This window comes from Tsuneonella dongtanensis (assembly GCF_001698205.1).
Classification (GTDB): Bacteria; Pseudomonadota; Alphaproteobacteria; order Sphingomonadales; family Sphingomonadaceae; genus Tsuneonella; species Tsuneonella dongtanensis.
Genome location: NZ_CP016591.1, coordinates 1,175,541 through 1,201,868, shown reverse-complemented (window position 1 = coordinate 1,201,868; position 26,328 = coordinate 1,175,541). Strand labels below are relative to the sequence as shown.

Below are 26,328 nucleotides of genomic sequence, written 5' to 3'. Positions count from 1 at the left end.
TAATGGGCAGTTCAAGTCAGGGTTCCGAGATCCGGCCTGGTCCGGTGACGAAGCGCGGACCAAGCGCGAGACCGCTCCTTTGGCTGATCCTGGCCCTGCCGGGCCTGTGGATCGGCTGGCGCTGGACGATGACGCCCGATGCCTACGGCTTCGGCCATGCGGTCAAGGACAGCGGGGACTGGGCCGCGTGGCTGCTCCTCGGCACGCTGGCGGTGACGCCGCTGCGGCTGGCGATCGGAACGAACCCGTTCACGCGCTGGCTGCTGCTCAGGCGGCGCGACCTCGGGGTGGCGAGCTTCGCCTATGCCGCGGGGCACACCGTGATCTACCTTGCCGACAAGGCTTCGCTCGCCAAGGTCGTGGAGGAAGCGGGCGGCGCCGATTTGCTCACCGGCTGGCTGGCGCTGGCGCTGTTCGTGCCGCTGGCGGTCACGTCGAACGACGTGTCGGTCCGCAGGCTAAAGCGGGCCTGGAAGCGGCTCCACCGCCTGGTCTATCCGGCGGCGGTGCTGGTGTTCGTGCACTGGGCGCTGACGGCATTCGATCCGTTCGTCGCCTATGCGCACATCGCGATCCTGGCCGCCATCGAAGGGGCCAGGATCGCGCTGCAGTATCGTCAGAGGCCTATTTAGAGCGTAGTGTAGCTGCGCAGGCGCGCGACTTCGGCCTCGTCGACGTACTTGCCGATCTCGCGGTCGAATTCGGCCATGTCGGCGTAGGGGCGATATTCGAGGAACTCACCGACCATCTTGTCGGTCATGCCCGGGATCAGCTTGATCGCGTCCTCGCTCGCGGTGTTGAGGTTCACCGGCACGAAGAGCTGGCGCAGCAGGCTCGTCGCCGCTTCGGGCGCCATGACCTTCTTGAGCGCCGCATCGAACGCGACGACGTCGGCGTAGGGGCGACCGTCGACGATCGCCTTGGCGATCTCGGGAGTGACACCGGCGATGCCGGCAAGCTGCTGCTCGGTCGCGGTGTTGGCATCGACGATCGTCGGCGCAACCGGGGCGGCAGCGACGGTCTCGGTGGCGGCCGGAGCGGCAGTTTCGCCCTCGACGGTGGCTTCGTCGGCACCGCCCGAACAGGCGGCGAGGACGGCGACAGAACCAGCCAGGACGGAGGCCATAACGATCTTGCGCATGAAAGGTCTTTCCTTGTTGCTAAAGGGTCGCATTAGCAGAAAGCATCGCCATGCGAAGGCCTTTCATCACCTCTGCGACGAACTGATACGCTTCAGGCCGGTAATCGATCCAGGCGTTCAATCGCGTTTGATTGATTTATTCGCTCAACCTTATCGAGTCATCGCGTTTCCCCGTCGGGGCGCCGATTGCTAGGTTTGCGGCAGCAATTTCGCGCGGCACGAGTCGCGCCCACTCAACCGATACGCAGGAGAGCGAAATGGACGCCAAGACAGGATCGATCGAAGGCGGTTGCCCGATGGGGCATGGCGATGGCGGCGTGCGCGCGCTGCTCGGCCGGACCAACAAGGACTGGTGGCCGGAAATGCTCGCTACCGAGATCCTCAACCCCAACGGGCCGACCAATCCCTACGGCGACGACTACGACTACGCCGAGGCGTTCAACACGCTCGACTACAACGCATTGAAGGCCGACCTGACCGCGCTGATGACCGACAGCCAGCCGTGGTGGCCGGCGGACTATGGCCACTACGGTCCGTTCTTCATCCGCATGGCCTGGCACGCGGCCGGTACCTACCGCACCGCCGACGGTCGCGGCGGCGCCAACAGCGGCCAGCAGCGCTTTGCTCCGCTCGACAGCTGGCCCGACAACGGCAACCTCGACAAGGCCCGCCGCCTGCTGTGGCCGATCAAGCAGAAGTACGGCAAGCAGATTAGCTGGGCCGACCTGTTCATCCTTGCCGGCAACGTCGCGATCGAGAGCATGGGCGGACCCGTGTTCGGCTTCGGCGGCGGCCGCGCCGACGTCTACGAGCCCGAGCGCGACATCTTCTGGGGCTCGGAAGACAAGTGGGTGAACGAGGGCGTCCAGACCCGCATCAGCCCCGAGCACGGCATGGAGGTGCTCGAAGGACCGCTCGCGGCGATCCAGATGGGCCTCATCTACGTCAATCCCGAAGGCCCGGGCGGCAATCCGCACGACGATGCGGGCATGGCCCGCGACATGCGCGAGACGTTCAAGCGCATGGCGATGAACGACGAGGAGATCGTCGCGCTCACCGCCGGCGGCCACACGTTTGGCAAGGCGCACGGCAACGGCGATCCCTCGACGCTCGGTCACGCCCCGGCAGGCGGCGATCTCGTCGCGCAGGGCTTCGGCTGGGTCTCGGGCGAGGAGCACGGCGGCATCGGCGAGCACACCGTCACCAGCGGCATCGAAGGCGCCTGGACCAACACCCCGGACAAGTGGAGCGAGAACTACTTCCGCCTCCTGCTCGACTACGACTACGAACTGGTGAAGTCGCCCGCTGGCGCCAACCAGTGGCAGCCGATCGACCAGAAGGAAGAAGACATGGCGCCGGCGGCCTGGGATCCGTCGATCAAGGTGCCGACCATGATGACCACCGCCGACATGGCGCTGAAGCGCGATCCGGGCTTCCGCAAGATCAGCGAGAAGTTCCGCACCGACCACGAAGCGTTCAAGGACGCCTTCGCGCGGGCGTGGTTCAAGCTGACCCACCGCGACATGGGCCCCAAGGTCCGCTACCTCGGCCCCGAAGTCCCGTCCGAGGACCTGATCTGGCAGGACCCGATCCCGGCCGGCAAGATGCCTTCGGATGCCCTCGTCGCCGAGGTGAAGAAGAAGATCGCCGACAGCGACCTGACGGTCAGCCAGCTGATCAAGACCGCGTGGGCTTCGGCCTCGACCTATCGCAAGTCCGATCATCGCGGCGGCGCCAACGGCGCGCGCGTGGCGCTCGAGCCCCAGAAGAACTGGGAAGTCAACGAGCCGGCAATGCTCGCCAAGGTGATCGACACGCTCAACGGGCTGCGCGGCGAGATGAGCCTGGCCGACGCGATCGTGCTCGGCGGCGTCGTGGCGCTCGAGAAGGCCGGCGCGAAGAACGTGCCGTTCACCGGCGGCCGAGGCGACGCGACGCAGGAACAGACCGACGTCGAAAGCTTCGACTGGATGGAGCCCGAGGCCGACGCGTTCCGCAACTACGTCGGCAAGAAGAAGCTGGCCGTGAAGACCGAGGAAATGATGCTCGACCGCGCGTCGCTGCTCGGCCTCTCGGTGCCCGAGATGGTGGTGTTGATCGGCGGCCTTCGTGTGCTCGGCGCCAACCACGGCGAGCGCGGTCATGGCCACTTCACCAAGCGGTCGGGCCAGCTCACCAATGACTTCTTCGTCAACCTCTACGACATGACCAATGTGTGGAGCGAGAGCGAGGGTTCAAACGGCGAGGAATACATCGCCAAGGACCGCAAGTCCGGCGGCGAGACCTGGCGTGCGACCCGGGCCGACCTGATCTTCGGCTCCAACTCCGAACTGCGCGCGATCGGCGAGGTCTATGCCGAGAACGGCAACGAGGAGAAGTTCATGACGGACTTCGTGAAGGCATGGACCAAGGTGATGGACGCCGACCGGTTCGACCTGACCTGGGCCAAGTACCACAAGTAACAACCATCGACCTTCGGGTTGCAAAGAGGCCCCCGGCAGTCCGCTGCCGGGGGTCTTTTCGTTGATCGACCATCCCGATCAGCATCGCGTTTTTAATCGCAGGAACGGAACACGCGCGCCGACCGTAGCAGGAGTCAGCTCTTTGCAAGGATCGCACCCATGGCCGACACACCCCGAATCCCCGTCACCACCACCGATGCCGGCATCCCCGTACAGTCGGACGAGCATTCGCTCACCATCGGCCGCGATGGCCCCATCGTGCTCAACGACCACTACCTGATCGAGCAGATGGCGAACTTCAACCGCGAGCGGATCCCCGAGCGCCAGCCGCACGCCAAGGGCTCGGGCGCGTTCGGCCATTTCGAAGTGACGAACGACGTCTCGCAGTACACCAAGGCCAAGTTCCTCCAGCCGGGCGCGAAGACCGAGACCGCGATGCGTTTCAGCACCGTCGCGGGCGAGCGCGGCAGCCCGGACACGTGGCGCGACCCGCGCGGCTTCTCGGTGAAATTCTACACCGAGGACGGCAATTTCGACATGGTCGGCAACAACACGCCGATCTTCTTCATCCGCGATCCGCTGAAATTCCAGCACTTCATCCGCAGCCAGAAGCGCCGTGCGGACAACGGCCTGCGCGACCACGACATGCAGTGGGATTTCTGGACGCTGAGCCCGGAAAGCGCGCACCAGGTCACCTACCTGATGGGCGACCGAGGCATTCCCAAGAACTGGCGCGAGATGAACGGCTACGGCAGCCACACGTACATGCTCGTCAACGAGGCGGGCGAGAAGTTCTGGGTCAAGTGGCACTTCATGACCGATCAGGGCACCGAAAGCGGCAACGCCCACCTGACCCAGGACGAGGCCGACCGCATGGCCGGGATCGACGGCGACTATCACCGCCGCGACCTGTTCGAGCATATCGCGAAGGGCGAATATCCGAGCTGGACGCTCAAGTTCCAGGTCATGCCCTTCGAGGATGCCAAGACCTATCGCATCAACCCGTTCGACCTGACCAAGGTATGGCCGCACGGCGACTATCCCCTGATCGAGGTCGGCAAGCTCACGCTCACGACCAACCCGATCGATTGGGACACGCAGATCGAGCAGCTGGCTTTCGAGCCGAACAACATGGTCCCCGGGATCGGCCTAAGCCCGGACAAGATGCTGCTCGCCCGCGGGTTCTCGTATGCCGACGCCCACCGCGCGCGGCTGGGCGTGAATTACAAGCAGATCCCGGTGAACCAGGCGAAGAACGCAGAGGTCCACAGTTATTCGCGCGCCGGTCAGGGCCGCACCGTCAACGCTGTCGATCCCGTCTATGCGCCCAACAGCTATGGCGGACCCGGCGCCCAGCCGCAGGTAGGCGGCGAGGCGACCTGGATGGCCGACGGCGACATGGTGCGCCAAGCCTACACCCTGCGGCCCGACGACGACGACTGGAGCCAGCCGGGCGCGCTGGTGCGCGAAGTGATGGATGACGAGCAGCGCGAGCGGTTCGTCGGCAACGTCGCCGGGCACCTGTCGAACGGGGTGAGCGAGCCGATCCTCGTCCGCGCGTTCGATTACTGGCGCAATGTCGACAAGGAGATCGGGGATCGCATCGAGAAGGCCACCCGTGACCTCATAGGCGGCAAGTCCGAAGCACCGGGCATGGCGAGCGCCGAAAGCATCCCGGGCTACCTGGGCGTGCCCGAAACCGCCTCGATCGCGAAGGGCGAGGGACAGAAGAACGCCAGCGAAGACCTGCGCGAACCGATGCCCGCCAAGTAGGCACGTCCGGACAATCTCGATAAAGGGCGGGGATGGACCAACCATCGCCGCCCTTTTCGCGTATCCTCGCCGCCGCGATAGCCGCCGCCGGCCTTGCGACCGTCGCGCTGCAGACGACCATCAACCTTGAGGTCGAAGGTTCGCCGCTGGTCGCATTCGCCAAGCTGCTGCGCTTCTTCACGATCTGGACCAACCTCGGCGGCGCGCTGATGTTCGCCTGGCTGGCGAGCGGCCGCGGCTTTTCCGCGCGGACGCTCCTGTCGCTGGCGACCGCCTATGCGGTCGTGGCACTGGTCTATCATGCGCTGCTTTCGGCGACGCATCACCCCATCGGGCTCGACTGGTGGACCAACCTCATGTTCCATACCGTCTTGCCCGCCGCCGCCATCGGATGGTGGCTAGCCTATGCACCAGCCGCCGCCTGGCGCGGCCTTCCCGCCGTGACGATCGCACCGGTGATCTATACTCCGTTCGCGCTGATCGTCGGGGCGGCGACCGATTTCTACCCCTACTTCTTTCTCGATCAGCCGAAGCTCGGCTGGGCCGCGCTGGGCGGCTGGCTTGTCGCGTTGGCCGGCTTCTTCCTCGTCATGGGCGCGATCCTGCGCGGCATCCAGGGCCTCCTCCCCCGACGCAGGTAAGCTCCCGACATTTCGGCTCGACTCCGCGCACCCTGCGTGGAACATCCTGCGCCGGGGGGATTGGACTGATGGAAGAAGCACGCAGCGAAGTGCGCCCGCAGGTCACGCGCGCGCAGCTCGGCTCGGTGGCACTGGGCAACGCGCTCGAATTCTACGATTTCATGATCTTCAGCTTCTTCGCCATCCAGATCGGCGAGACGTTTTTTCCCTCGACCAACCCCGTCAACAGCCTGCTCGCCGCGCTGGCGACCTTCGGCGCAGGTTTCCTCACGCGGCCGCTCGGCGCCTGGGCCATCGGGCGATACGGGGACCGCGTCGGACGCAAGCCGGCCATGCTCCTGTCGTTCGGCCTGATCGGCGTCTCGAGCCTCGCGCTCGCGCTGATCCCGTCCTACGCCGCGATCGGCATCGCTGCGCCGGTGCTGGTGATCATCGGCCGGCTGGTCCAGGGGTTTGCCCTGGGCGGCGAAGTGGGCCCGAGCACCGCGTTCCTTGCCGAGTGCGCGCCGATCGAAAAGCGCGGGCGCTACATCTCGCTCCAGTTCATCAGCCAGGGCGCGGCGATCCTGGCTTCGGGCATCGTCGGCGTGGCGGTGGCCAAGGCGTTCGGCGATGCCGGGCTGACCGAGTATGGCTGGCGCATCGCCCTTGCCCTCGGGGCGCTGATCGTGCCGGTCGGCTTGGTCCTGCGGCGCTCGCTGGTCGAGACCCTGCCTGAGCCTTCATCCGAAGAACCCGCCAGCTCCGCGCCCTATGCCCGTGTCATCGTGCTCGGATTCTTCATCCTTCTCGCCGGCACGATCGGTACCTACGTGATGACCTACCTGACGACCTATGCGCAGTCGGTCCTGGGGCTACCGCCCGACATCTCGCTCGGCGCGACCGTGGCGGGCGGCCTCGCCTACATGCTCGGCGCCGTGGCCGGAGGCGTCGCGGCCGACCGGATCGCGCGCCGGCCGGTGATGCTGGTGCCGATGGGGCTGTCGTTCGTGCTGATCCTGCCATCGTTCTGGTGGCTCAACGCGAACCCTTCGGAGGCCGTTCTCTACGCGGTCGCCTTCTGGCTGCGCTTCATCCTCACCATGGGCATGACGGCCGGGTTCATCGCGCTGACCGAAGGCCTGCCGCTGCGTGTGCGCGCGGGCGCGCTGTCGCTGGTCTATGCCGTCGCGATCTCGGTCTTCGGGGGCTCGACCCAGTTCATCATCGCATGGCTGACCGATGCGACCGGCGATCCGATGGCGCCGGCCTGGTACCTGCTGGCGGCCACCGGGATCGGGCTGGTCGCGATGGCGCTGATGCGTGAAAGCCACCCGCGCCGCACTGCCCCGGTAACGCTTTCGGCCGCGTGAGTGCGGCGCGCGGTGCGCGAAACGAGTCGAAGCGTCGCCCCCCGGCTTGCCCCTTCCCCACGCGGGCCGCATGGTTCGCCGACCATCGGGAGCGGGGCGTAACGGCGCGTGGGGTCAGAGTGGAAGATAGTGGCGGCGTTCGCCCTTGTCGCGGCGCCGATGCCTGTCGCGGCGCAGGAAACCGCAGCCGCGCCGACTCCGGCCTGCGATGCCAAGCCGGAACCGTTCGTCATGCCGACCACGGGCGCCGTGTTCACCCTGCCGCCCGAACCCGATACTCTCGCGGCTTGCGAGCCTCCTCCACCGCCGCCCCCGCCGCGTCCTCCGGCACCTAGCCTGTTCCGGATGGTCGCGATGCCGATCGGCGGCAACGCGGTCGCATCCAAATGGGACGCTGCGCGTGCCGGCGTGATCACCGATCGCTCCGGACCGTGGGACGAGCTGATGTCGGAAGTGCGGCGACTGCCCGCCGCGGACCCCATCAGCATGGTCAACCAGTGGGTCAACTGGCACGTCCGTTTCCGTGACGACGCCGGGCGCGACGAGTGGTCGCCCGCCGCGGAAACGCTCATCCGCGGGTACGGCGATTGCGAGGACTTCGCGCTCGCCAAGATGGGCCTGCTGCTCGCGCTCGGCGTGCCGGGCGACGACATGTATCTCGTCCTGCTGCGCGACCGCGCGGCGACCGATCACGCTGTCCTGGCCGTCAGCCGCAACGGGCAACTGTTCGTTCTCGACAACCGTACCGACAAGATCCTCCCGGCAAGTGCCATCGCCGACTACACGCCGGTGATCAGCTTCTCGGGACAATACGCCTGGACCTATGGCCACCGCGCAGCGGCGCGCTAGCGTGTCCGTCTGAGAACGACGTAGAGCGCACCTTCGCCGCCGTGGCGGATGTGCGCCTTGCGGATCGCGGCGATCGCCGGGGCGTGGCTCGACGCGGCGAGCCAGTCGAGGACCTTTGCCCGGATCGCTCCGCGCTGTCCGGCCCGGTCGGCGGCAGCCGCGGGGCGCGGCTTGCCCGCGATCAGCAGCACGACGCGCGCGCCCATCGCGCGGGCCTGCGCCAACCCGTCCATCAAGCGGGCGTGGGCGCTGTCCAGCGTGTGGCCGTGGAGGTCCAGCGTGAAATCGGGCTCGATGGCGCCTGCGCGAAACTTGCGGTCCCAGTGCGAATCGAGCCCGGGATCGGGGCTAGCGGCCCGATCGCCGCGGGTGGCTGCGCGCGGCGCCGTGCCCACGGTCTGAGGGGTTTTCGTACGCGTCGGCGCTCCGCTTTCCGGGGCGCTGCCGCCAGCAGATGGCAGAGGTTTCGCGACGGCTTTCGGTGCGGCACGTCCCCGCTCGATCGGTGCTACCGTCGCCGCGACCCTTGCCCAGGCCTCCGCCTCGTCGGCGGTCAGCCCGCGCGGCGGTTTCACTTGCCCGCGGTGGTCGGCGATCCGAAGCGCGCGACGGTGCCCTTGGGAAGGAACAGCAGCGCCTTTCCGCGTGCACTCATCCCGCCAGCGATCAGCCGCGCATCGTCGCCCGCGCCCCAGAAAGTGTCGAAGCGGTTGGCACCCTTGATCGCGCCGCCGGTGTCCTGCGCGATCCACATGCCGTCGGCCTCGGGCCGGTCCATGTCGAGCCAGACCGGCGCGCCCAGCGGCACGAATGCGGGATCGGCGGCGACCGAGCTTTCGCGGCGGACCGGCACATTGAGCGCCCCGAGCGGCCCGTCGCCGGTCAGCTCCTTGAAGAAGATCCAGCTCTTGTTTTCGTTCATGATCGCGCGACCTTCGTCGGGATGGTCGCGGATGTAGCTCATCAGCCCCTGCATCGAGGTGGCATAGCCGGTATCGCCGCCGATCAGGCCGCGTTCGCGCATCACCCTGCCGATGCCGGTGTATTCGCGCCCGTTCTGCCCGGCATAGCCGATGCGGATCACCCGGCCTTCGGGGTCCTTCAACCGGCCCGAACCCTGGATCTGGAGGAAGAAGAACTCGACCGGGTCTGCGGCCCAGGCGATCTCGAGCCCGCGGTTGGCCAGCGCCCCAGCGACGATCTCGGCGCGCTCGTAATAGGGGACGAACCTGCCCGACGCATCGCGGCGACCGAGTTGCTGGCGTCCGGTGCGCTCGCTTTCCGGCGTCTCGTCCCACCATCCGCGCTCCAGTTCGGGCGGCAGGGCATAGACCGGAACGTCGTAGCCTGGGCGGCGGGTACGGCTGCCGGCGATTTCCGGCTCGTAGTATCCGGTGGCGAATGCACTGCCATCACCGACGCGGGCGGTCTCGAAGTAGCGGTCGAAGAAGGCCAGGGCGTCGCCTTGCCCCCAGGCGCGCGCGGCGGTGCAGGCGGGCTCCCATTGCGATCCCGAGGTGAGGCCGCTGGCATCGTCGCGCGACAGCAGCTTGGGGCACGACTCGCGAAAGCTCGCGAGCGCGCCGGCGGCATCGGCACCGCGAATTCCCAGCGAGGAAATGGCGGGGCCCGCCACCAACCCTGCGGCCGCCGCATTGGCGAAGACCGGGGCGGGCGGGGTCGGAGTGATCGGGGTAGCGGTTTCGGGCACCAGCCGACATCCGCCAAGCAGGACCGTCGCCAATGCAATCGTTATCGCGACCCTCGAACGCATGCCCACTCCCCCGCCCGGTCGATCAGGCTTCGTCGGTCTCGTCGAGCAACCAGTGGGGATCGGCTTCGGTCACATCGCGCTTGAACGTCCACAGGTCGCGCGCCTCGACCGCATCGTCGAGCGAGCCGGCGACCACGTTGCCGTCCTTGTCGCGGGTGACAGCAGCGATGTCGGCGACGAAGCGCATGCGGACGCGCGCGGTGCGGCCGACGAGTTCGGCCATGTCGATCGTCGCATCCTCGATCCGGACGAGGCGATTCTCAAGCGTTTCGCCCGCGGCTTCGCGCGCCGCGATCGCGGCATCGAAGCCGGCGTAGACGTCGTTGTCGCACAGTTCCCTGAGCGTCTCGCGGTCGCCGCTCCAGAAAGCCTCGAGCACCATGGCATAAGCCGCCTTGGCCCCGTCGACGAAGCCCGACACGTCGAAACGCTTGTCCGCCGCCGCGATGTCGCGCACGCCGCGTTCCACTGCGGGAACCGCACCTTCGAGCGCGGCGGGGCGCGCCGGCTGCGCGTTGCGTAATTGGGGCACGACGCCGGTCGCGGAATCAGGTGCCTCGAACCGGCTCGGATCAGGCTGCTCCTCATGCTCCGCGCGACGCCCGAGCACCGAGTAGAGGCGCAGGCCAAGGAACGCCGCAATCATGGCGAGGATGACGATCTGGATAATCACCGTTTCAGTCCGTTTCCGCTTTGGCTGGGCAGTCGACACCACACCCGTCGCCCGCCAGCCGTTTAACCGTGCCCTAGATAGGGACGAAATACAAACGAACAACGCGCGAAACGGGCAATCGGGTGCGGCGTTGCGGCGGGCGGAACACGGTGCTAGGCGCGCCGACGATTCCGCGCGAGCCGATGCGGCAGCGCCAACCAGCAGGATACACCCCGATCATGGCCGACGAAGGCGACGTTCTCACCGACCTCAACATGGACCCCGCAGCGACCGGCAACGGCGCCGACAACCAGCCGGTTGCGGGAATTATCTCGCAATACGTCAAGGATCTGTCGGTCGAGAACCCGAACGCGCCCGCCTGCTTCCAGTGGCAGAGCGCGCCCAACATCGACGTGCAGTTCAACATCGCCGCCGAGCCGGTGAGCGAGGAAGTGAGCGAGGTCGAACTCAAGATCAAGCTCACCGCCAAGGCGGACGAAGGCGACCTCTACCTCGTCGAGCTGGCCTATTGCGGCCTCATCGGCATGCGCAACCTGCCCGAGGAACACGCCCACGCGTTCCTCTATGCCGAAGCACCGCGGATCCTGTTCCCCTTCGCCCGCCGGGTGATCGCCGACGCGACCCGCGACCTCGGCTTCCAGCCGATGATGATCGACCCGATCGACTTCAACGGGCTCTACCTCCAGCAGCTCCAGCGGCGCGCCGACGAAGAGGCTGCGGCGATGGGCCAGGCGCCGGCTGGCGAGGCCTGACGACACCTCCGGTAGCCATCGGGCACAGGAGGCTTAGGCGATGAGCCTGGTCAAGAACGTCGGCACGATCGGCGGGCTCACAGCGATCAGCCGCGTTTTCGGCTTCGTCCGAGACATGATGCTCGCCCGCGTGCTCGGCGCGGGCGGGGTCGCCGACGCGTGGCAACTTGCCTTCCAGTTGCCCAACATCTTCCGCCGCCTGTTTGCCGAGGGCGCCTTTGCCAGCGCGTTCGTGCCGCTGTTCAACCGGCGGATGAAGGAAGAAGGCGAGCTGAGCGAGGCGCGGCGCTTTGCGGAAGACGTGCTCGCGTTCCTGGTCCCCGTGCTGATCGTCTTCGGTGCTGTTGCGCTGATCTTAATGCCGTGGATCGCCGGGCTGTTCGCCAACGAAGGGATGGATGCCGATCCCGCGCTGTTCGACCACGCGGTCCTGATGGCGCGGATCACCTTTCCCTACCTCCTGTTCATGAGCCTCGCGACGCTGTGCGCGGCGGTGCTTAACTCGCTGTCGCGCTTTGCCGCGGCGGCCGCGGCGCCGATCCTCCTCAACATGTGCCTGCTTGCGGCGCTGACCTGGGGGGCGATCCAGCCCGACAGCGAAACGACCCGCTACGCGACCGGATTCTGGCTTGCGGTCGCGGTCTCCGCCTCAGGGCTACTGCAACTCCTTTGGCTTGTTTTCTGGATGCGCCGCGCGGGCTTCCGGCTGTCGCTCAAGGTGCCCAAGATCACCGCCGGGGTGAAGGAACTCGGCATTCTGGTTGTTCCGGCCGTGTTTGGCGCCGGGGTGTACCAGATCGCCCGCTTCATCGACCTGTTCTTCCTCTCGACCCTGCCTGACGGCAGCTACACCTACCTGGCGATGGCCGACCGCTGGAACCAGTTGCCGCTGGGTATCATCGGCATCGCGCTGGGCACGGCGATCCTGCCCGCACTGTCGCGCTTCCTTTCGCGCGAGGAGGCGGACGAAGCGGCGCGGCTGCAGTCGAATGCGATCGAGCTGGCCATGCTGCTGACGATTCCCGCCGCAGTCGCGTTGTGGATCACCGGCAGCGCTTTCACCCGGGTGTTCTTCGTCGGCGGCGCCTTCACGCTCGAGGACGCGCTGATCACCGGAACGGTCGTCGGGGGGCTCGTGCTGGGCCTTCCCGCATATGTGCTGGTCAAGGTGCTGACCCCCAATTTCTTCGCCCGCAAAGACACGCGCACCCCGGTCCTGACCGCGGCCGCGAGCCTCGTCGTCACGGTTGCCGGCAATTTCCTGCTCGTTCCCAGCCTCGGCGTGCTGGGTCTTGCGGTCGCGGGTTCGATCGGCGCGTGGTGCAACGTGGCGCTGTTGATGGCGGTATTGGCCAAGCGTGGGTTCTTTCGTCTGCCCGGCAGGATCGTCGGCCGCATCGTCCGCATCGGCATAGCTTCGGCCATCATGGGCATGGCGCTCTGGATGCTGATGGGCCCACTCGACTCCTGGTTCAGCGGCAGCACGATCGAACGCATGGTGGCCATCGGGGCCGTGATCGCAGCAGGCCTGGCAAGCTTCGCGCTCTCGGCGGCCGCCCTGGGGGTCCTCGACAAGCAGACGATCCAGCGCCTAAGGCGCCGCCAGGCCTGACCCCCGTTTTCAATTCCCAGGACAAGTCCATGCGCGTCGTCTCGGGCATCCAGCCCACCGGTAACCTCCACCTCGGCAACTACCTCGGTGCGATCCGCAACTGGGTGCGGATGCAGGACAGCCTGTCCGGCGGTGCTCAAGTAGCCGGAGGCGGTAGCGCGCAGGAACGCGGCCAGTGCCTGTTCTTCCTTGCCGACCTGCACGCGATCTCGATGCCGCACGATCCGGCCGAGCTGAAGCGCGGCACGCTCGAGATGGCCGCGGCGCTCGTCGCTTGCGGAATCGACCCGGCGCGTTCGGTCCTGTTCAACCAGGCGCAGGTCCCCGCGCATGCCGAACTGCAATGGCTGCTCGGCGGCACGGCCCGGATGGGCTGGCTGAACCGCATGACGCAGTGGAAGGACAAGGCCGGCAAGAACCGCGAGGGGCAGTCGATCGCGCTGTTCACCTATCCGGTGCTGCAGGCGGCCGACGTGCTGCTCTACCAGGCGACCCACGTGCCCGTGGGCGAGGACCAGAAGCAGCATCTCGAGCTCGCGCGCGACATCGCGCAGAAGTTCAACAACGATTTCGGCGAGACTTTCACGTTGCCAGAACCGATCGTCCCGCCCGAAGCGGCACGAATCATGAGCTTGCGCGACGGCAACGCCAAGATGAGCAAGTCGGACGCCAGCGACATGGCGCGGATCAACCTTGCCGACGATGCCGACCTGATCATGCAGAAGGTCAAGAAGGCCAAGACCGACCCGGAACCGCTGCCCTCCGAGATGGCCGGGCTCGAGGGACGCGCCGAGGCGCTCAACCTCGTCACCATTTACGCCGCACTGGCGGGAGAGACGCCGGATGCGGTCCTGTCGCGCTTCGGCGGGCAGGGTTTCGGCGCGTTCAAACCGGCTCTGGGCGAGTTGCTGGTCGAGACGCTGGCCCCGATCTCGGCGCGCTTCCGCGCGCTCCTGGGAGATCACGAGGCGCTCGATGCGATCCTGGCGCGCGGCGCTGCGCAGGCCCGCGAGATCGGCCTGCCGACGCTCGACGCCACCTACCGGGCGCTCGGTCTGGTCCGGTGATCGGGCGCAACTGGCATAACTATTGCTAAGTTGGCCATTCAAACTCGGTTCACCGCGAATCCTTTACTCCCTGCCGTATCGATGACAGCTTGCGCACGTACCGGTGGGGCGCGCAGCCGACTCGCTCACCACTCGAAGGGTTTCGAACCATGTCCATTCTGACCAACTGGTCGCGCACGCTGAAGCTGATCGCCGCGCCGCTCGCATTGGGCGCCCTGGCTGCCTGCGCGACGCCGTTCAACGCCAACGTCCAGCGTTTCCAGAGCGCGCTTCCCGCGCCGCAGGGCCAGACCTTCGCGGTCGTTGCCGATGATCCGGCGCTGGCCGGCGGGCTCGAGTTCGCGCAGTATGCGGACTACGTCGAGAACAACCTTACCCGTCTGGGCTACACGCAAGCCGCTTCGCCCGAAGCCGCCGACCTTTTGGTGCGGTTCGACTACGGGATCGACAAGGGCCGCGAACGCGTCCGCCGGACCGGTTTCTACGATCCGTTCTACGATCCGTGGTACGGGTATGGGCGGATCGGCTACAGCCGCTTCGGCTACTGGGGTCCGTCGTACCACCGCCGCGGTTTTTACGGCCGCAGCCCGTGGAGCTATGGCTTCTACGATCCGTTCTTCGACAACGGGCTCGACGTCTACACGGTCTACACCAGCGGGATCGAGATGAAGATCGACCGCCGCGCCACCGGCGAACGCCTGTTCGAAGGCAAGGCCGAAGCGCTGTCGACGTCCAGCCGGCTCCAGTACTTGGTGCCGAACCTGGTCGAAGCGATGTTCACCGACTTCCCGGGTCGCTCGGGCGAGACCAAGCGGATCTCGGTCGCGCCGGAGAACATGCCGGTGCAGCGCAACTCCAAGCGCTGACACACACCCGTTTGGGGGCAAACATCGAGCGGGCGGGTCGTGGGATACCACGGCCCGCCCTTTTCATTGATCGTTCTCGAAGCGAGTGAGGTCAGTCGTCGGCACGCCCTCGATCGGGATTCTCGCTGGCCGCTCGCGCTTCGACATCGGGGCGATCGGCCATGGAATCGACAGTAGTCGCTGGCGCTGAGTCGCCCGCATAACTTCCATAGATGATGGTGTGCGGCTCCGGATCACTCGGCCTCTCCGCAGCTTCCGGCGACATGGTGCGGAGGTTCCTTATGTCATGCGCGTACCGCGCCACCCGGTCGAAGTGGTTTTCACGCGCTGCGCCTTCGCTTGCAGAACTCGCCCTCATCAACTCGACCTGATGTGCGTGGAGCAGTTCGTTGAGATCCATGTCCCGCACAGGCGCAAGGGGCGCGGCTCGCTTCGCGCTCATCCTCCGTCACCCAGCAGTTCGTTCTCCAGCTTGGCCATGCGGCGCGCTTGCGCGATCGCGTCGCCAAGGGTGGTGTATCGATACCCTCCCACTGAATAGGTCTCGCTCATGTGGCGAACGATCCCCAGAGTGGCCGCAGCGTCCGCGGATGCAGTGCTACCGCCCTCGTTCTCCCACGATTGGGGCTTGTTTTCGCTTGATTCTGATTGGGATGAAGACACGACGCTGCTCCTCTGCCGTAAGCGGGAGCGCACAGTCTCTCAGTCGAGGGCGCTCACGATCGGGAAGCCGCTTCGATGCTTTCAAGGTGGTGCTCGCGGCCCGGATTACAAGCTGACGGGTCCGGGCGTCGAATCGTTCGCCCCATCGCGTGGGGAAGGTCCGGTCGAGGATACTCCCGGTCCCTCTTGATCGAGATCAAGGTAAGTCGTCGACGGGCAGGTCTACAATCCCGGTACCGGCGCCGATGCACCGGTTGTCGTAGCGAGGGTCCGGCCCTGATGCCGGCCTCAGCCGCGGCATCATTCGTTGAGAGAAAGGAAAGGACCATGCGCACGCTTCGCGCGGTTGCCTTGCCGGTCATTGGCGGGGCCTTCCTCATGCTGAGCCCTGGCAACGCCTTCGCCCAGACCCCGGAGATCGTTGTCTCGGCGCGCATGCCGGTTCCCGAGGGCCACGAAGCCGTCAAACTCGTCGTCGGCATCGAGGACTTCGATCTGACGACGCCTGCCGGAGCGGCGGGAATGGAGAAGCGCATCGGTGCGGTGATCAAGCGGTTCTGCGCTCCGCCGCCCCGCGCCCAGCGGTGGGCCGTCAAGGACGGCAAGGCCTGCAGCGAATACGCCTGGGCAAGCGCGCGGCCCCAGATGGATCAGGCGGTGAAGGCGGCGCGCCGGATGTGATCCCCGCCGGGCGGGACTGCGCCTCGATCAGCGGTTCAAGGGGCCTCGCGCAAACTCCGCGCGGTCGATCTCGAAGTAGACGTTGGTCGAGGGCTGGCCGGCCTTGATCTCCTGCTGCCGCCGCTCGGTCAGCCTCCCGCCGATCCGCTCCATCGCGGTGCGCGAACGGAGGTTCGTTTCCCCGACGCGGAAGCGGACATAGTTCACCTGCGACAGGGCATGCGCGAGCATGAGGCGCTTCATCTCGCGGTTGGTGCCGCCGCCCCAGTGTGACCGGGCAAGAAACGTAAAGCCGATCTCCACCGACGGCCCGCGCCCGTCCTCGTCGGGCTGGTAATCGTAGAACTGCGATGCGCCCGCGATCTGCCCGGTGCCCTTGTCGATCACGACCAGCGCGCCCGCGTTCCGCAAGGCATTGCCGAAGTATTCGCGAAACACCGGCTCCTGCCAGCGATCGTGCGCCGGGTGACCTGCCCACAGTTCGGGGTCCGAAGCGACCGCGAAAAGCGCGTCCCAGTCGTCGGCGCGAAGCGGCCTCAGGCGGAGCCGCTCCCCTTCGAGGACCGGCTGCCTATCCATGATCAGGCCGTAACCTCGGCCAGCGCGCCGATGAACTTGCCGATATTCCCCTCGGTCAGGCCGGCGACGTTGATCCGGCCCGATCCGGCCATGTAGATCCCGTGATCGGCGCGCAGCGACGCGATCTGGTCCTTCGACAGGGGGAGGACCGAGAACAGGCCGTTCTGGCTGCCGAGCGGCGCAAGGTCGACCGTTCCCGCGGTACCCGCGTTCGCCAGCTTTTCGCGGACCTGGCGCATGCGGGCGCGCATCGTGTCGAGCTCGTCGAGCCACATCGCGGTCAGCGCCGGATCGCGCAGGATCAACCGTACTGCCGCCGCGCCATGATCGGGCGGCATCGACCAGTTCGCCCGCGCGAGGCCATAGGCGTTGGACATGATCGCGGGCAGCTGCCCGCTGTCCTGCGCCATCACGTAGAACGCGCCCACGCGGTCGCGGTAGAGGCCGAAATTCTTGTCGCAGCTATAGGCGATGAGCGCTTCCGGCACTGCAGCCAGTACCGTGCGCATGCCGACGGCGTCTTCATCCATCCCGTGGCCGAGGCCCTGGTAGGCGACGTCGATGATCGGCAGCGCAGCACTCTCGGCAAACGCCGCCGCGATCGCGTTCCACTGTTCGGGCGTGTAGTCGATACCCGTGGGATTATGACAGCACCCGTGGAGGAGCACCGCATCGCCCTCCTGCGCGCCGCGGATGGCGGCGAGCACCGCATCGAGGTTCGCAGTGCCGTCGGCATTGGCGTGCGCGAACGAAGCGACCTCCAGATCGAGATCGGCAAGGATCTGCGCGTGGTTGGGCCAGCTCGGCGTGCCCATGTGCACGCGGCGGGTCCCCGCGGCCTTGGCGAGCGCGGTCGCGAGGCGGACCGCGCCGGTACCGCCGGGGGTCTGCATCCCCTCGATCCGGCCGCCCATCGTCGGGTTGCCGGCACCGAACACGTACGGCATCAGCGCCTCGACGAAGCCCATGTCGCCTTCGGGCCCGAGGTAGCTCTTCGAATCCTGCGTCTCGACCAGCAGCCTCTCCGCCGCCTTGATCGCGCCGAACACCGGGGTCCCGCCCTGGCCGGTGCGATACACGCCGACGCCGAGGTCGATCTTGTCGGTACGCGGGTCGTCGCGATGGAGCTTGATCAGCGCGAGCAGCGCATCGGGTGCCTGGGGAGCGAGACGGTCGAGCATGGGCGCGCTTTACCGGATACGCGAAGGGCCGCAACGGCCAAACCGTTGCGGCCCCGCGAACCGAAGGGCAGTTTTTCTTAACGGCTCAAAACGGGAGCCAGCGCTGCTTCTTCGAAAACTTCATGTAGCCCGCGTTGACGCCGAGCCGCAGGCCCGCACCCACGCGGATGGGGATGAGCACCACGTCGCCCTTGCGCATGTACGAGGCATTGAGCCCGCCGATGGCGTAGGCCGCGCCCTCGCCGGCAGGATAGCGCTCGTAGAGCTCTTCGCTGTCGTAGAGATTGTAGACGAGCACGAAGGTATTGCCTGCGTTGGCGCCCGCGTCGAACCCGATCGACGGGCCCGTCCAGTATACCGGGCGTTCGCCTTCCACCTTGTGGTGGAGCGTACCCGAGCCATAGCGCGCGCCGACGATGAAGGCGCCGCCCGCTTCGCGCCCGACGATGTAGGCGTTGGGCTCGCCCTGCTTCTCGAGCAGGTTTTCGATCATCCGCGCGAGGCCCTCGGCTCCCTTGCCGAATACGCCCTCGGCCGCACCGATGAGATCGTCCTTCTTGTAGGTATCGCCCTGCACCGCGGCCACTTGCGGGTTGGCGGCGGCCTGCGTCGCGGCGGTCGAGGCGTCGCTGCTCGTGACCACGGGATCGGCCCACTCGGGCGCGACCTCGGCCGGCGCCCCGGCGGGCGGAGTCTGGCTGTAGGTCGTCGAATTGTCGTAGGGCGCCGGTTCGCCGGGGTTCTCGGCGGGCTGCGCCAGATCGGCGTCGATGCCCGCATTGGGATCGATCGTCTGGATCTGCGCCGCCCCCGGAGCGGCGACGAAAGCGGCTGCGCCGATTGCGACTACCCAGCCGCGGCGCGCGAGTGCCTTGAATAGGCCCATGATTTCCCTCCGTTCCCGAAAGCGGGATGCGTCCGGCACGCAAGAGAGTCCTTTGCCCGTGAAGCGGCAATGAACGCGCGACGAAGCGAATCCGTTTTGCGGTGAAGCGAGTCGGAAAAGTGCGCAAACGGCCCCTTGCGACCCCCCCACCCCCTCGCTATAGCGCCCGCCTGCCGCCGGGCCTGGAGACGTGGGTGAGTGGCTGAAACCAACGGTTTGCTAAACCGTCGTACTGGTAAATCCGGTACCGAGGGTTCGAATCCCTCCGTCTCCGCCAGCCGCCCTGCAACCTCTTGATATTGAAGAAAACGGTAGAAAACCGTGGGTTGCGCCGGTAGCGTTGCCCCAATGACTGCTACAAAATCCCACTCCAGTTAAACATGCAACGGGTTGCAAAGTACCTCTACGTCCGTGGGAGGAGCTACACCTTCCGTCGGTCGGTGCCGCCATATGCACGTCCCGCCTTCAATGGCGTCACAGAGTACGTGCGCAGTTTGGGCGATATAGCCGAGAAACGCGCCTTGGCGCTTAGGGCGGTTCATGAAGAACTGACGGACCAGAAGATTGCGGCAGCCAAAGGCAGAGATCGCGCGAAGCAGCGCGTGGATGACGTTCTGCGGATCAAGCACGTCCCCGATCGTGAAGAGATCGAGCGTGCAGTTCGGAGTTGGCTGGTCGAGACGGAGACGAGGTCCTCTGAGCAGCCCCCTCGCGGACGCCAGCGCACCGACGACCATGTGCGCGATCTGGGTCTGATAGACGCGGAGGTCGTGCGTGTCATGCGATCGAACACGGGTGAAGCGCCGCTCATGACGCGGTGGATTGCCGAGGCTATGATCCAGTCCCACGGCTGGTCGATGCCGCCCGTGGGTCCGCTTCGTTCGATGTTGGAAGACCGTGTCGCTCGTGGGCAGCGCGAATTGGTCGCCCGGCAACGTTCCGAGCTAACATGGGACGACCAGCCGCAACCCACGCACCGCCTGTTTTCTCCCGAGGAATTTGCTCGCGACCGGGAGGTTGTTCAAGCGCCTATACTGCGCTCAGTTTCTCTCTTGGATGTGCTGGATCAGTATTTCGCAGAGCAGCAGCCCTCGATCGCCACGATCAAAAAATGGACAACTGCGCTGAGCTCCCTGATCGATCATCTTGGACATGATGATGCCGCTCGGGTCACGTCAGATGACATCGTGGGCTGGAAGAACGCCCTACTTGCCCCGAACAGCGAAGGTGAGCGGACGCGAGGCCAGATGACGGTTCGTCATGGTTATCTAGGCGCGGTGAAGCCTGTCTTCGGCTGGGCTGTCGCGAACAAACTATTACCATTCAATCCGGTCCTCGGGGTGAAGGTATCAGTGCCCCGTCGAACGCGCACGAGGTCGGAAAAGGGTTATACCGATGCCGAGGCGAAGACGGTACTGTTGGCAGCTCGAGCCGTCGATTGTACCTCCGACAGGTCATTCGGCGCCTTCGCCCGACGCTGGTTGCCGTGGCTTTGTGCTTACACGGGCGCTCGCGTCGGCGAGATGGCCCAACTGCGCGCGGGCGACGTAGCGCAGGCCCACGACGGCATTTGGTACGTCACGATCACACCAGAGGCAGGAACCCAAAAGGGGGGTTTTGCGAGAAAGGTTTCACTTCATCCGCATTTGATCGAGCAAGGCTTCGTCGAGGCGATCAGGGGACGTAAGGGACCGTTGTTTTACGATCCGAGCCTCAAGAAACTCGGGTCGAAGGGAAATCCGCAGCACAAGAAGGTTGCCCAGCGTGTTGCCGATTGGGTTCGTTCTCTCGGCATCACCGACCGGGAGTTGCAGCCAAACCATGGTTGGCGACACCGCTTCATCACGATTGCCCGAGACATCGGCATGGACCCAGATGTCCGTCGAGCGATCACCGCCCACGCTGCGAAAGATCAGCACCAGGACTACGGCGATGTGCTCGTGCGCAGCAGCTATCGCGCTCTGATACGTTTCCCTCGGTACGAGTGGAGACCCGATAGTGACAACACATAGAACCACAATGTCGCGTGATTTTGCAACGAGTTGCACTGACGCTCAAACGTTCGTGATTGCCGACCTTCATTTCGGCGACGAAGGCACCTGTGTCGAGGGCCGGCGCCCTTTTCGCGATGCCACGGAAATGGGTGACGAGATCGAGCGCCGCTGGAACGAGGTGGTGGGTGACGACGACACCGTGCTCGTGCTTGGGGATGTCGGGAGACGTCATCACGCCCTTCGCGTCGGCCAACTCAAGGGGCAAATACATCTGATCGCGGGTAACGGCGACGACATCGAGGGCATCGCGTTAAGAAAATTGTTCGCGAGCATCGCAGTCGCCCGATGGCAGCACGGCTTTCTCTTTACGCACATTCCTGTGCATCCCAGCCAACTAGGGAAGCAGACGATCAACGTGCACGGTCACCTTCATGGCACTCGCATAGATGATCCACGGTATCGCTGCGTGTCAGTGGAGCAGACCGAGTTCGCCCCTGTACGTCTTAATAGTCTGCGAGCAGATTGGGGTATGAAGCCCCGCTCCGGGCGATCGGGGGGCGCTCCAGCAACTGTGCGGCGAGTTGGGCTGGGAGAGTAGCGCGAAGGCACCACACAGCCCCAGATGCCCTCCAAGGAGATGTGAACCCTTGGGGGACCCAACCCCATCGAAGGTTGCAAAAGTTTGTGGACAGCGGCATGGAACAAATCCCGAACACTTTGCATGAATAGGCATGGTGCATCAGGGTCTCTCTCGGCGCACACATCGCGATCAAAAAAGGGCAGTACGAGATGTATCGAGATCACTCGGCCACCCCGGCCGAAACGATGCAAACCGCCATCAGGTCGAAGAGGCGTGGCTTGCCCGTCATTGACCTATTTGCGGGAGCGGGCGGCTTGAGCGTCGGTGCAGTTGCAGCCGGTTGCAATGTTCGCGCTTCGGTCGAACTCGATGCCATCGCTTGCCGAACCTTGCGGGCAAACGAGGGGTGTCACGGAGAAGTTCTCGAGGCGGACGTATCGCGGCTCACGGGGCCAGATTTACGATCAGCAGGAGGACTGAGCGCCAACGATCCATTGATCATCGTTGGCGGCGCGCCGTGCCAACCTTTTTCTAAGGCCGCCTATTGGACCGAGATTGGGGACGAGTCCCGTTATCGCAGGGCGCGAGCGCAAGGCATTGATATTTCTCGTCCGGCACCTCCGAGCGAGCCGCGCAAGGATGAACGGCGCACTCTCGTCGAAGAGTTCTGGAGGCTAATCTACGAAGCGGATGCCGATGGTTTCGTGTTCGAGAACGTCCCCAGCATCAAGCACCCGCGCAACCGTCCCGTGCTTGACGGCTTCAAGCGGGCCGCGAGCGAAGCAGGATACCTCGTCACCGAACTCACAGCGAACGCGGCTGATTATGGCGTCGCTCAAACAAGGGAGCGCGTCTTCCTGCTTGGCTCTCGTGTTCGGGCGGTTCGCGCCCCTGCTAGGACACATGACCATAAGGGCCTGGACGAAAAGCTCCGGCCAGCGATCACAGCGGGGGAGGCTCTGGAAGGGTTAGACCGACAAGAGTACTTCGAGCCGGAAGAAGTCGTGAAGGGGCGCTGGGCGGATCATCTCGCGACTGTACCCCCCGGCGGGAACTACAAGGCGCACACGGCTTGGGCTGGACACCCTAATCCCAGCTTCGTCACCGAAACGCGCTTCTGGAACTTTCTCTTGAAGCTGTCACCAGATCGGCCCTCATGGACACTGGCTGCTTCGCCGGGTCCTTGGACAGGCCCGTTCCATTGGAGCAGCCGCAGGCTTCGTACTACGGAAATGGCGGCCCTACAGGGCTTCCCGCGCGACTACCGCTTAGAAGGCAGCCGGCGGGATCGTGTGCGTCAGATGGGAAATGCAGTGCCTCCCCCGATGGCCGCTCAAATGGTTCGGGCAGTGCGCGAGGCGGTGGAGTAGTGTCAGTAATGCGAGCAATAAGCCTTTTCAGCGGTTGTGGCGGCTTAGATATCGGCTTGCACCGCGCCGGCTATCGCACGGTTCTCGCAACCGACCTTGAGCCAATATGCTCGCAGACATGGGCCGACAATTTCCCGACAGTGCCGTTCCTCACGAAGCGCATGGGCGACCTTACCCGCCAAGACATTGTCGAAGCACTTGGCGGGAGGCTCCAGAAGATCGACCTGCTCGCTGGAGGTCCGCCATGCCCGCCATTTTCCAAGAGCCGGTTTTATCGGAAGGACAAACCCCGCGCCTTAGACGATCCGAACGGCTGGGAAACGATAAACGGGTTCCTTAATGTCCTCGACTGGGTCCGGCCGCGCTCATTCCTACTGGAGAACGTGAAGGGCCTAACTTACGGCGTTCACTCCGAGGCCTTGGAGGCCATTGTCAGACGCGCCGAAAACTTGGGCTACACTGTCACCGTCGGGGTTCTAAACGCGGCAGATTTCGGTGTACCGCAGATCAGGGAGCGGTGCTTCGTTGTCGGGAGCCTTGATGGCAAAATCGAACTGCCAGTCCCCACACATTCCAAAGACGGTAGACAGGGGACCGATCGGTGGGTCAGCGCCGGAGAAGCTATCTCAGACTTGGACACCGATGAGGCTGCCTGCGATGCAGGACACTTCGCAGGAGGGCGACATCACGACCTTCTTCGGCTCGTTCCGCCGGGCGATAACTACCTTTTCTTCACAGAGAAGCGGGGCCACCCTGATCCAAAGTTCAAATGGCGCAGTCGTTACTGGTCGTTCCTGTTGAAGCTTAGCCCCGATATGCCGTCATGGACCATCCAAGCGCGACGCTCCAACAATATGGGGCCATTCCACTGGAGGAACCGGATATTGAGGATAGAGGAGATCAAGCGGCTTCAAACGTTCCCCGACGACTTTTTACTCGCCGGCACTATCGAGCAGCAGTGGCGTCAGATCGGCAACGCGGTACCGCCACTGCTTGCGCAGTTGGTTGCAGAGGCGATCTCTAGACCCGCGCAGGTTCGCCTCAAAACGGCTGCTTGACTGCGTCAGTCGGGTGTCTGGATTTGAGTTCGCTTCAAGTGCAACACGCCCACTGCGGCTTTGTTCAGAGCGTCCAATAAACCAGCACCGCGTGATAATTTGTACGCTTTGAGCATGGCGCCATCGATAAGCACACACTGCAATGCGGATGATCGTGCAATTCCGGCGGCAAATTGTTGGACGACCTTTCCGACCCTCCCAGTCGTTACCAGCACAACAACGTGGGCATTGAGCACCAGGGCCATCCCCACTTCCTTGGCGATTTGATCGACATCCAGCGCCTTGGTCGGTGTGTTCTTGCACTGGAACAACCATCGACTGAAATGGGCATTCGTACTCTCGGCGATCAGATCAACCTCTGCGCCATTGGTCTTGGACGATCTCACTCGAAATCCGACTGGTATCAGACCCAAGTCCGCGATGATGTTGAGGGCCAGCAACTCCAGCGCTTTGCCTTTTATCCCCTTATCCGATGATTTTAGATCGCTGAAAATGCGATCGAGCGGGGTGGCAAGAAGCCGCCGAAGATCAGCCGGCACGCTTCCAAGCTCCTCCACCGGTAGCTTGATAGAGATATCAATTAGCTGCTTGAGCGGCTGAACATCTCCCGAGTCACCACCTCGACCAGTCCCTGTGCCACGGGTGTCAAGCCAGCCCCCGATCTTCAATGGCGTGATGACCCGATCTCGCAACCTTCCTGTGGGGAAGATGCGCGCACCATAGCGAGCTTCTGCGATCTTCTTGATCTTTCGGACCGGGTGCCAGCCCCCTGCCATCCCTCCGGCGGCTTCCTTCAAAACTTCCAAGAAAACCCGTTGCTCTCTCGGAAGGCCGTGCCACTCAGTGAGGACTGTCGAACTCGCTCCAACGAGGGCAGTTAGCTTTGGCTCGTCAACATTCCAGTCTTTATCTATCACCCCCGACGCTTCTAGCCAAAGCCTCATCTTAGAAGCGTTGCCCTCGTTTTCGTTCACCTGAAATCCGCGCAGCGCCAACTCGTCGCGAATGCTCTCAACCGTCAAATCAAGCCCCCGCGCGCGGAGGGATGCAACGATGTCCAGCAATTCGGAGCCAAAGCAGTTCTCAAGGAGATGCTTCGAGAAAATGTCCGAAGCGTCAGAGGCCGACGGAGCCGATCGGATTGCTTCGCCCACGTCGGTTAAATCAGCCGTGACACGACTGCCGTTCCGCTGAATAAGGCCGCACTGAGCCATCCCGCGAAGTACGTTTGCGGCGCGGTTCTCGACCTGCTTTTGAGCCGCCTTCGACGCGATACGCGGGTATGTCTTGACTATCGACGCAACCGCTTTGCTCTTGTCGCCGTTCGCAGCGGCCACTTCTCTGACTATCCGTTGCACATCGCTGTGTTCGAGCGTCCCCGGCGAGAACTCTACCAAACGTGGCAGTTGTAATTTTGCGACGGGCTGCGTTTCACTCTCGTCGTCTGGGAAGAGATCAAGCACTCCAGACTTCTTCTTAGACAATGGCCACCTCCGGGCTGATTTGTGACGTTTCTAAGCGATCTCTACCCGTCCCAGCTTACTGGAGAGCGGCAGTCAATCCCACGCAACCTCGCAGGCAAGATACTCTCGAATGACCATGCGCACCCGCAGCCCACCATCTTGGGACACAAGAAAGCGGTAGCGTCCTTGCTGCACCTCAAGCCAGCCGCTCCCGAATACGTTCGTACCTTCCATCATCATTCGCATCATCGCGCGGCTGCCGACCTCCGGCCAGGGAACCAACGCGCCGTCGTCACCATGCTCGAAGTGATCGAGTTGCCCAGCAGTCAGGAGCATAATCGGCCGCCACCACACCGAACGTGGCTCGTCTGGACGTGGCTCGTTTAGCTCATGAGCGACGTGACATCTGCCCAGCTTCAACACTACGCTTTTGATGCGCTTCTCGTCGGCTTGATGGAATGTTCGACCGTGACGTTCCGAACGCGCCGATCGAAGATCACTTTGCAAGGATTTCCGCCGTCTCAGGAGCGCGGCCACCTTCGGCCGTTCGATAGCGGAGGGATCGGCGCACCCGGCTAACACGCACTCGATAAGGGCGGCAACGTACGCTTCGTCGGATGAAAAGCTCTGGTTGCAATCTAAGCAGGATGGTGACGTCGGGAGGTCACGAGGGAGAGGATCGTCCAAAAATATCAAAGGCGGCCCGTGATCTCTTGTCTCGTTTGGACCGCCGCAATGCACGCACCAGCCCTTGTTGCGATCATCTCCAAAGTTTTGGACCTTTCGCATGGCGATCACTTCCCTAGGACGACGTAACTCGGCAAGAGATCATGCCTCATCGATACTCGTTCATTCCGCAACAGGACGGTTCATGCCCTCACCCCAGTAAGGGGAAATTAATGGCCCGCTCG

General features: G+C 64.5%; 24 protein-coding genes and 1 tRNA gene. 16 read left to right on the top strand and 9 right to left on the bottom strand.

The features are described 5' to 3' along the window. Positions 1-2: 2 nt before the first annotated feature. Positions 3-632 (top strand): protein-methionine-sulfoxide reductase heme-binding subunit MsrQ, encoded by a 630-nt coding sequence (locus A6F68_RS05705; protein ID WP_084001709.1) that lies wholly within the window; start codon positions 3-5, stop codon positions 630-632. Here A6F68_RS05705 and A6F68_RS05700 read toward each other — a convergent pair. Then, positions 629-1,141 (bottom strand): helix-hairpin-helix domain-containing protein, encoded by a 513-nt coding sequence (locus tag A6F68_RS05700; protein ID WP_067677264.1) that lies wholly within the window; start codon positions 1,139-1,141, stop codon positions 629-631. The genes A6F68_RS05705 and A6F68_RS05700 overlap by 4 nt on opposite strands. A gap of 257 nt (positions 1,142-1,398) precedes the next feature. On the opposite strand from A6F68_RS05700, the gene katG reads away from it, so the two are divergent. The 5 genes from katG (at position 1,399) to A6F68_RS05675 (ending at position 8,218) form a co-directional block, all read left to right on the top strand. Further along, on the top strand, positions 1,399-3,603 hold the full coding sequence (gene katG / locus A6F68_RS05695; protein WP_067677262.1) for a catalase/peroxidase HPI: 2,205 nt from the start codon (positions 1,399-1,401) through the stop codon (positions 3,601-3,603). A gap of 159 nt (positions 3,604-3,762) precedes the next feature. After that, a complete protein-coding gene (locus A6F68_RS05690) occupies positions 3,763-5,376 on the top strand; it encodes a catalase (protein WP_067677260.1) in 1,614 nt (537 codons plus the stop codon). Between the two features lie 32 nt (positions 5,377-5,408). After that, positions 5,409-6,017 carry a Pr6Pr family membrane protein gene (locus A6F68_RS15190; protein ID WP_067677258.1) on the top strand — a complete coding sequence of 203 codons (609 nt, stop codon included), beginning with the start codon at positions 5,409-5,411 and terminating at the stop codon, positions 6,015-6,017. Positions 6,018-6,085: 68 nt separating this feature from the next. Beyond that, positions 6,086-7,369 carry an MFS transporter gene (locus tag A6F68_RS05680; protein WP_067677256.1) on the top strand — a complete coding sequence of 428 codons (1,284 nt, stop codon included), beginning with the start codon at positions 6,086-6,088 and terminating at the stop codon, positions 7,367-7,369. Between the two features lie 129 nt (positions 7,370-7,498). After that, positions 7,499-8,218, top strand: a complete 720-nt coding sequence (locus A6F68_RS05675) for a transglutaminase-like cysteine peptidase (protein ID WP_157096670.1) — start codon at positions 7,499-7,501, stop codon at positions 8,216-8,218. Here A6F68_RS05675 and A6F68_RS05670 read toward each other — a convergent pair. Genes A6F68_RS05670 through A6F68_RS05660 form a run of 3 tightly spaced genes read right to left on the bottom strand, consistent with a single transcriptional unit; the run spans position 8,215 to position 10,665 of the window. Next, positions 8,215-8,793 (bottom strand): Smr/MutS family protein, encoded by a 579-nt coding sequence (locus A6F68_RS05670; protein WP_067677252.1) that lies wholly within the window; start codon positions 8,791-8,793, stop codon positions 8,215-8,217. The two genes, A6F68_RS05675 and A6F68_RS05670, sit on opposite strands and share 4 nt — an antisense overlap. Then, complete coding sequence (gene mltA, locus A6F68_RS05665; protein WP_067677250.1) at positions 8,790-9,992, bottom strand: murein transglycosylase A; 1,203 nt, start codon at positions 9,990-9,992, stop codon at positions 8,790-8,792. The genes A6F68_RS05670 and mltA overlap by 4 nt, the downstream gene beginning before the upstream one ends. A 22-nt stretch (positions 9,993-10,014) precedes the next feature. Continuing rightward, positions 10,015-10,665: a Tim44/TimA family putative adaptor protein gene (locus tag A6F68_RS05660; RefSeq protein ID WP_067677248.1), complete on the bottom strand. Its 651-nt coding sequence runs from the start codon at positions 10,663-10,665 to the stop codon at positions 10,015-10,017. Between the two features lie 218 nt (positions 10,666-10,883). Between A6F68_RS05660 and secB the strand changes: the two genes are divergently transcribed. The 5 genes from secB to A6F68_RS15185 all read left to right on the top strand — a co-directional run bounded on the left by secB (position 10,884) and on the right by A6F68_RS15185 (position 16,306). Next, positions 10,884-11,417: a protein-export chaperone SecB gene (secB, locus tag A6F68_RS05655; RefSeq protein WP_067682139.1), complete on the top strand. Its 534-nt coding sequence runs from the start codon at positions 10,884-10,886 to the stop codon at positions 11,415-11,417. Between the two features lie 40 nt (positions 11,418-11,457). After that, positions 11,458-13,029 carry a murein biosynthesis integral membrane protein MurJ gene (gene murJ, locus A6F68_RS05650; RefSeq protein WP_067677246.1) on the top strand — a complete coding sequence of 524 codons (1,572 nt, stop codon included), beginning with the start codon at positions 11,458-11,460 and terminating at the stop codon, positions 13,027-13,029. Positions 13,030-13,058: 29 nt separating this feature from the next. Next, positions 13,059-14,096: a tryptophan--tRNA ligase gene (gene trpS / locus A6F68_RS05645; protein WP_067677244.1), complete on the top strand. Its 1,038-nt coding sequence runs from the start codon at positions 13,059-13,061 to the stop codon at positions 14,094-14,096. 149 nt (positions 14,097-14,245) lie between these two features. Then, positions 14,246-14,962, top strand: a complete 717-nt coding sequence (locus tag A6F68_RS05640; protein ID WP_067677242.1) for a DUF4136 domain-containing protein — start codon at positions 14,246-14,248, stop codon at positions 14,960-14,962. A 990-nt stretch (positions 14,963-15,952) separates the two neighbouring features. Further along, on the top strand, positions 15,953-16,306 hold the full coding sequence (locus A6F68_RS15185; protein ID WP_067677239.1) for a UrcA family protein: 354 nt from the start codon (positions 15,953-15,955) through the stop codon (positions 16,304-16,306). A 27-nt stretch (positions 16,307-16,333) separates the two neighbouring features. Here the strand turns inward: A6F68_RS15185 and A6F68_RS05625 are convergent, their stop codons facing one another. The 3 genes from A6F68_RS05625 to A6F68_RS05615 all read right to left on the bottom strand — a co-directional run bounded on the left by A6F68_RS05625 (position 16,334) and on the right by A6F68_RS05615 (position 18,952). Then, positions 16,334-16,885 carry a GNAT family N-acetyltransferase gene (locus A6F68_RS05625; RefSeq protein WP_067677237.1) on the bottom strand — a complete coding sequence of 184 codons (552 nt, stop codon included), beginning with the start codon at positions 16,883-16,885 and terminating at the stop codon, positions 16,334-16,336. Between the two features lie 2 nt (positions 16,886-16,887). Beyond that, on the bottom strand, positions 16,888-18,066 hold the full coding sequence (locus tag A6F68_RS05620) for an amino acid aminotransferase (RefSeq protein WP_067677235.1): 1,179 nt from the start codon (positions 18,064-18,066) through the stop codon (positions 16,888-16,890). 85 nt (positions 18,067-18,151) lie between these two features. Beyond that, the gene (locus A6F68_RS05615; RefSeq protein ID WP_067677233.1) at positions 18,152-18,952 is read right to left on the bottom strand and encodes a DUF1134 domain-containing protein; all 801 of its coding nucleotides are present in this window, start codon (positions 18,950-18,952) and stop codon (positions 18,152-18,154) included. A gap of 184 nt (positions 18,953-19,136) precedes the next feature. On the opposite strand from A6F68_RS05615, the gene A6F68_RS05610 reads away from it, so the two are divergent. The 5 genes from A6F68_RS05610 to A6F68_RS05590 all read left to right on the top strand — a co-directional run bounded on the left by A6F68_RS05610 (position 19,137) and on the right by A6F68_RS05590 (position 23,954). Continuing rightward, positions 19,137-19,229, top strand: a tRNA-Ser gene (locus A6F68_RS05610). Positions 19,230-19,332: 103 nt separating this feature from the next. Next, positions 19,333-20,964, top strand: coding sequence for a site-specific integrase (locus A6F68_RS05605; protein ID WP_067677231.1), 1,632 nt, complete (start codon positions 19,333-19,335; stop codon positions 20,962-20,964). A gap of 7 nt (positions 20,965-20,971) precedes the next feature. Then, complete coding sequence (locus A6F68_RS05600) at positions 20,972-21,544, top strand: hypothetical protein (RefSeq protein ID WP_198152691.1); 573 nt, start codon at positions 20,972-20,974, stop codon at positions 21,542-21,544. Between the two features lie 191 nt (positions 21,545-21,735). After that, positions 21,736-22,896: a DNA cytosine methyltransferase gene (locus tag A6F68_RS14695; protein ID WP_335673626.1), complete on the top strand. Its 1,161-nt coding sequence runs from the start codon at positions 21,736-21,738 to the stop codon at positions 22,894-22,896. A gap of 8 nt (positions 22,897-22,904) precedes the next feature. Beyond that, positions 22,905-23,954, top strand: coding sequence for a DNA cytosine methyltransferase (locus A6F68_RS05590; RefSeq protein WP_067677225.1), 1,050 nt, complete (start codon positions 22,905-22,907; stop codon positions 23,952-23,954). A 5-nt stretch (positions 23,955-23,959) separates the two neighbouring features. Here A6F68_RS05590 and A6F68_RS05585 read toward each other — a convergent pair whose 3' ends face one another. Next, positions 23,960-25,417 carry a restriction endonuclease gene (locus tag A6F68_RS05585; protein ID WP_067677223.1) on the bottom strand — a complete coding sequence of 486 codons (1,458 nt, stop codon included), beginning with the start codon at positions 25,415-25,417 and terminating at the stop codon, positions 23,960-23,962. A gap of 93 nt (positions 25,418-25,510) precedes the next feature. Then, positions 25,511-25,954, bottom strand: coding sequence for a hypothetical protein (locus A6F68_RS15180; RefSeq protein WP_198152689.1), 444 nt, complete (start codon positions 25,952-25,954; stop codon positions 25,511-25,513). Positions 25,955-26,328: the final 374 nt, after the last annotated feature.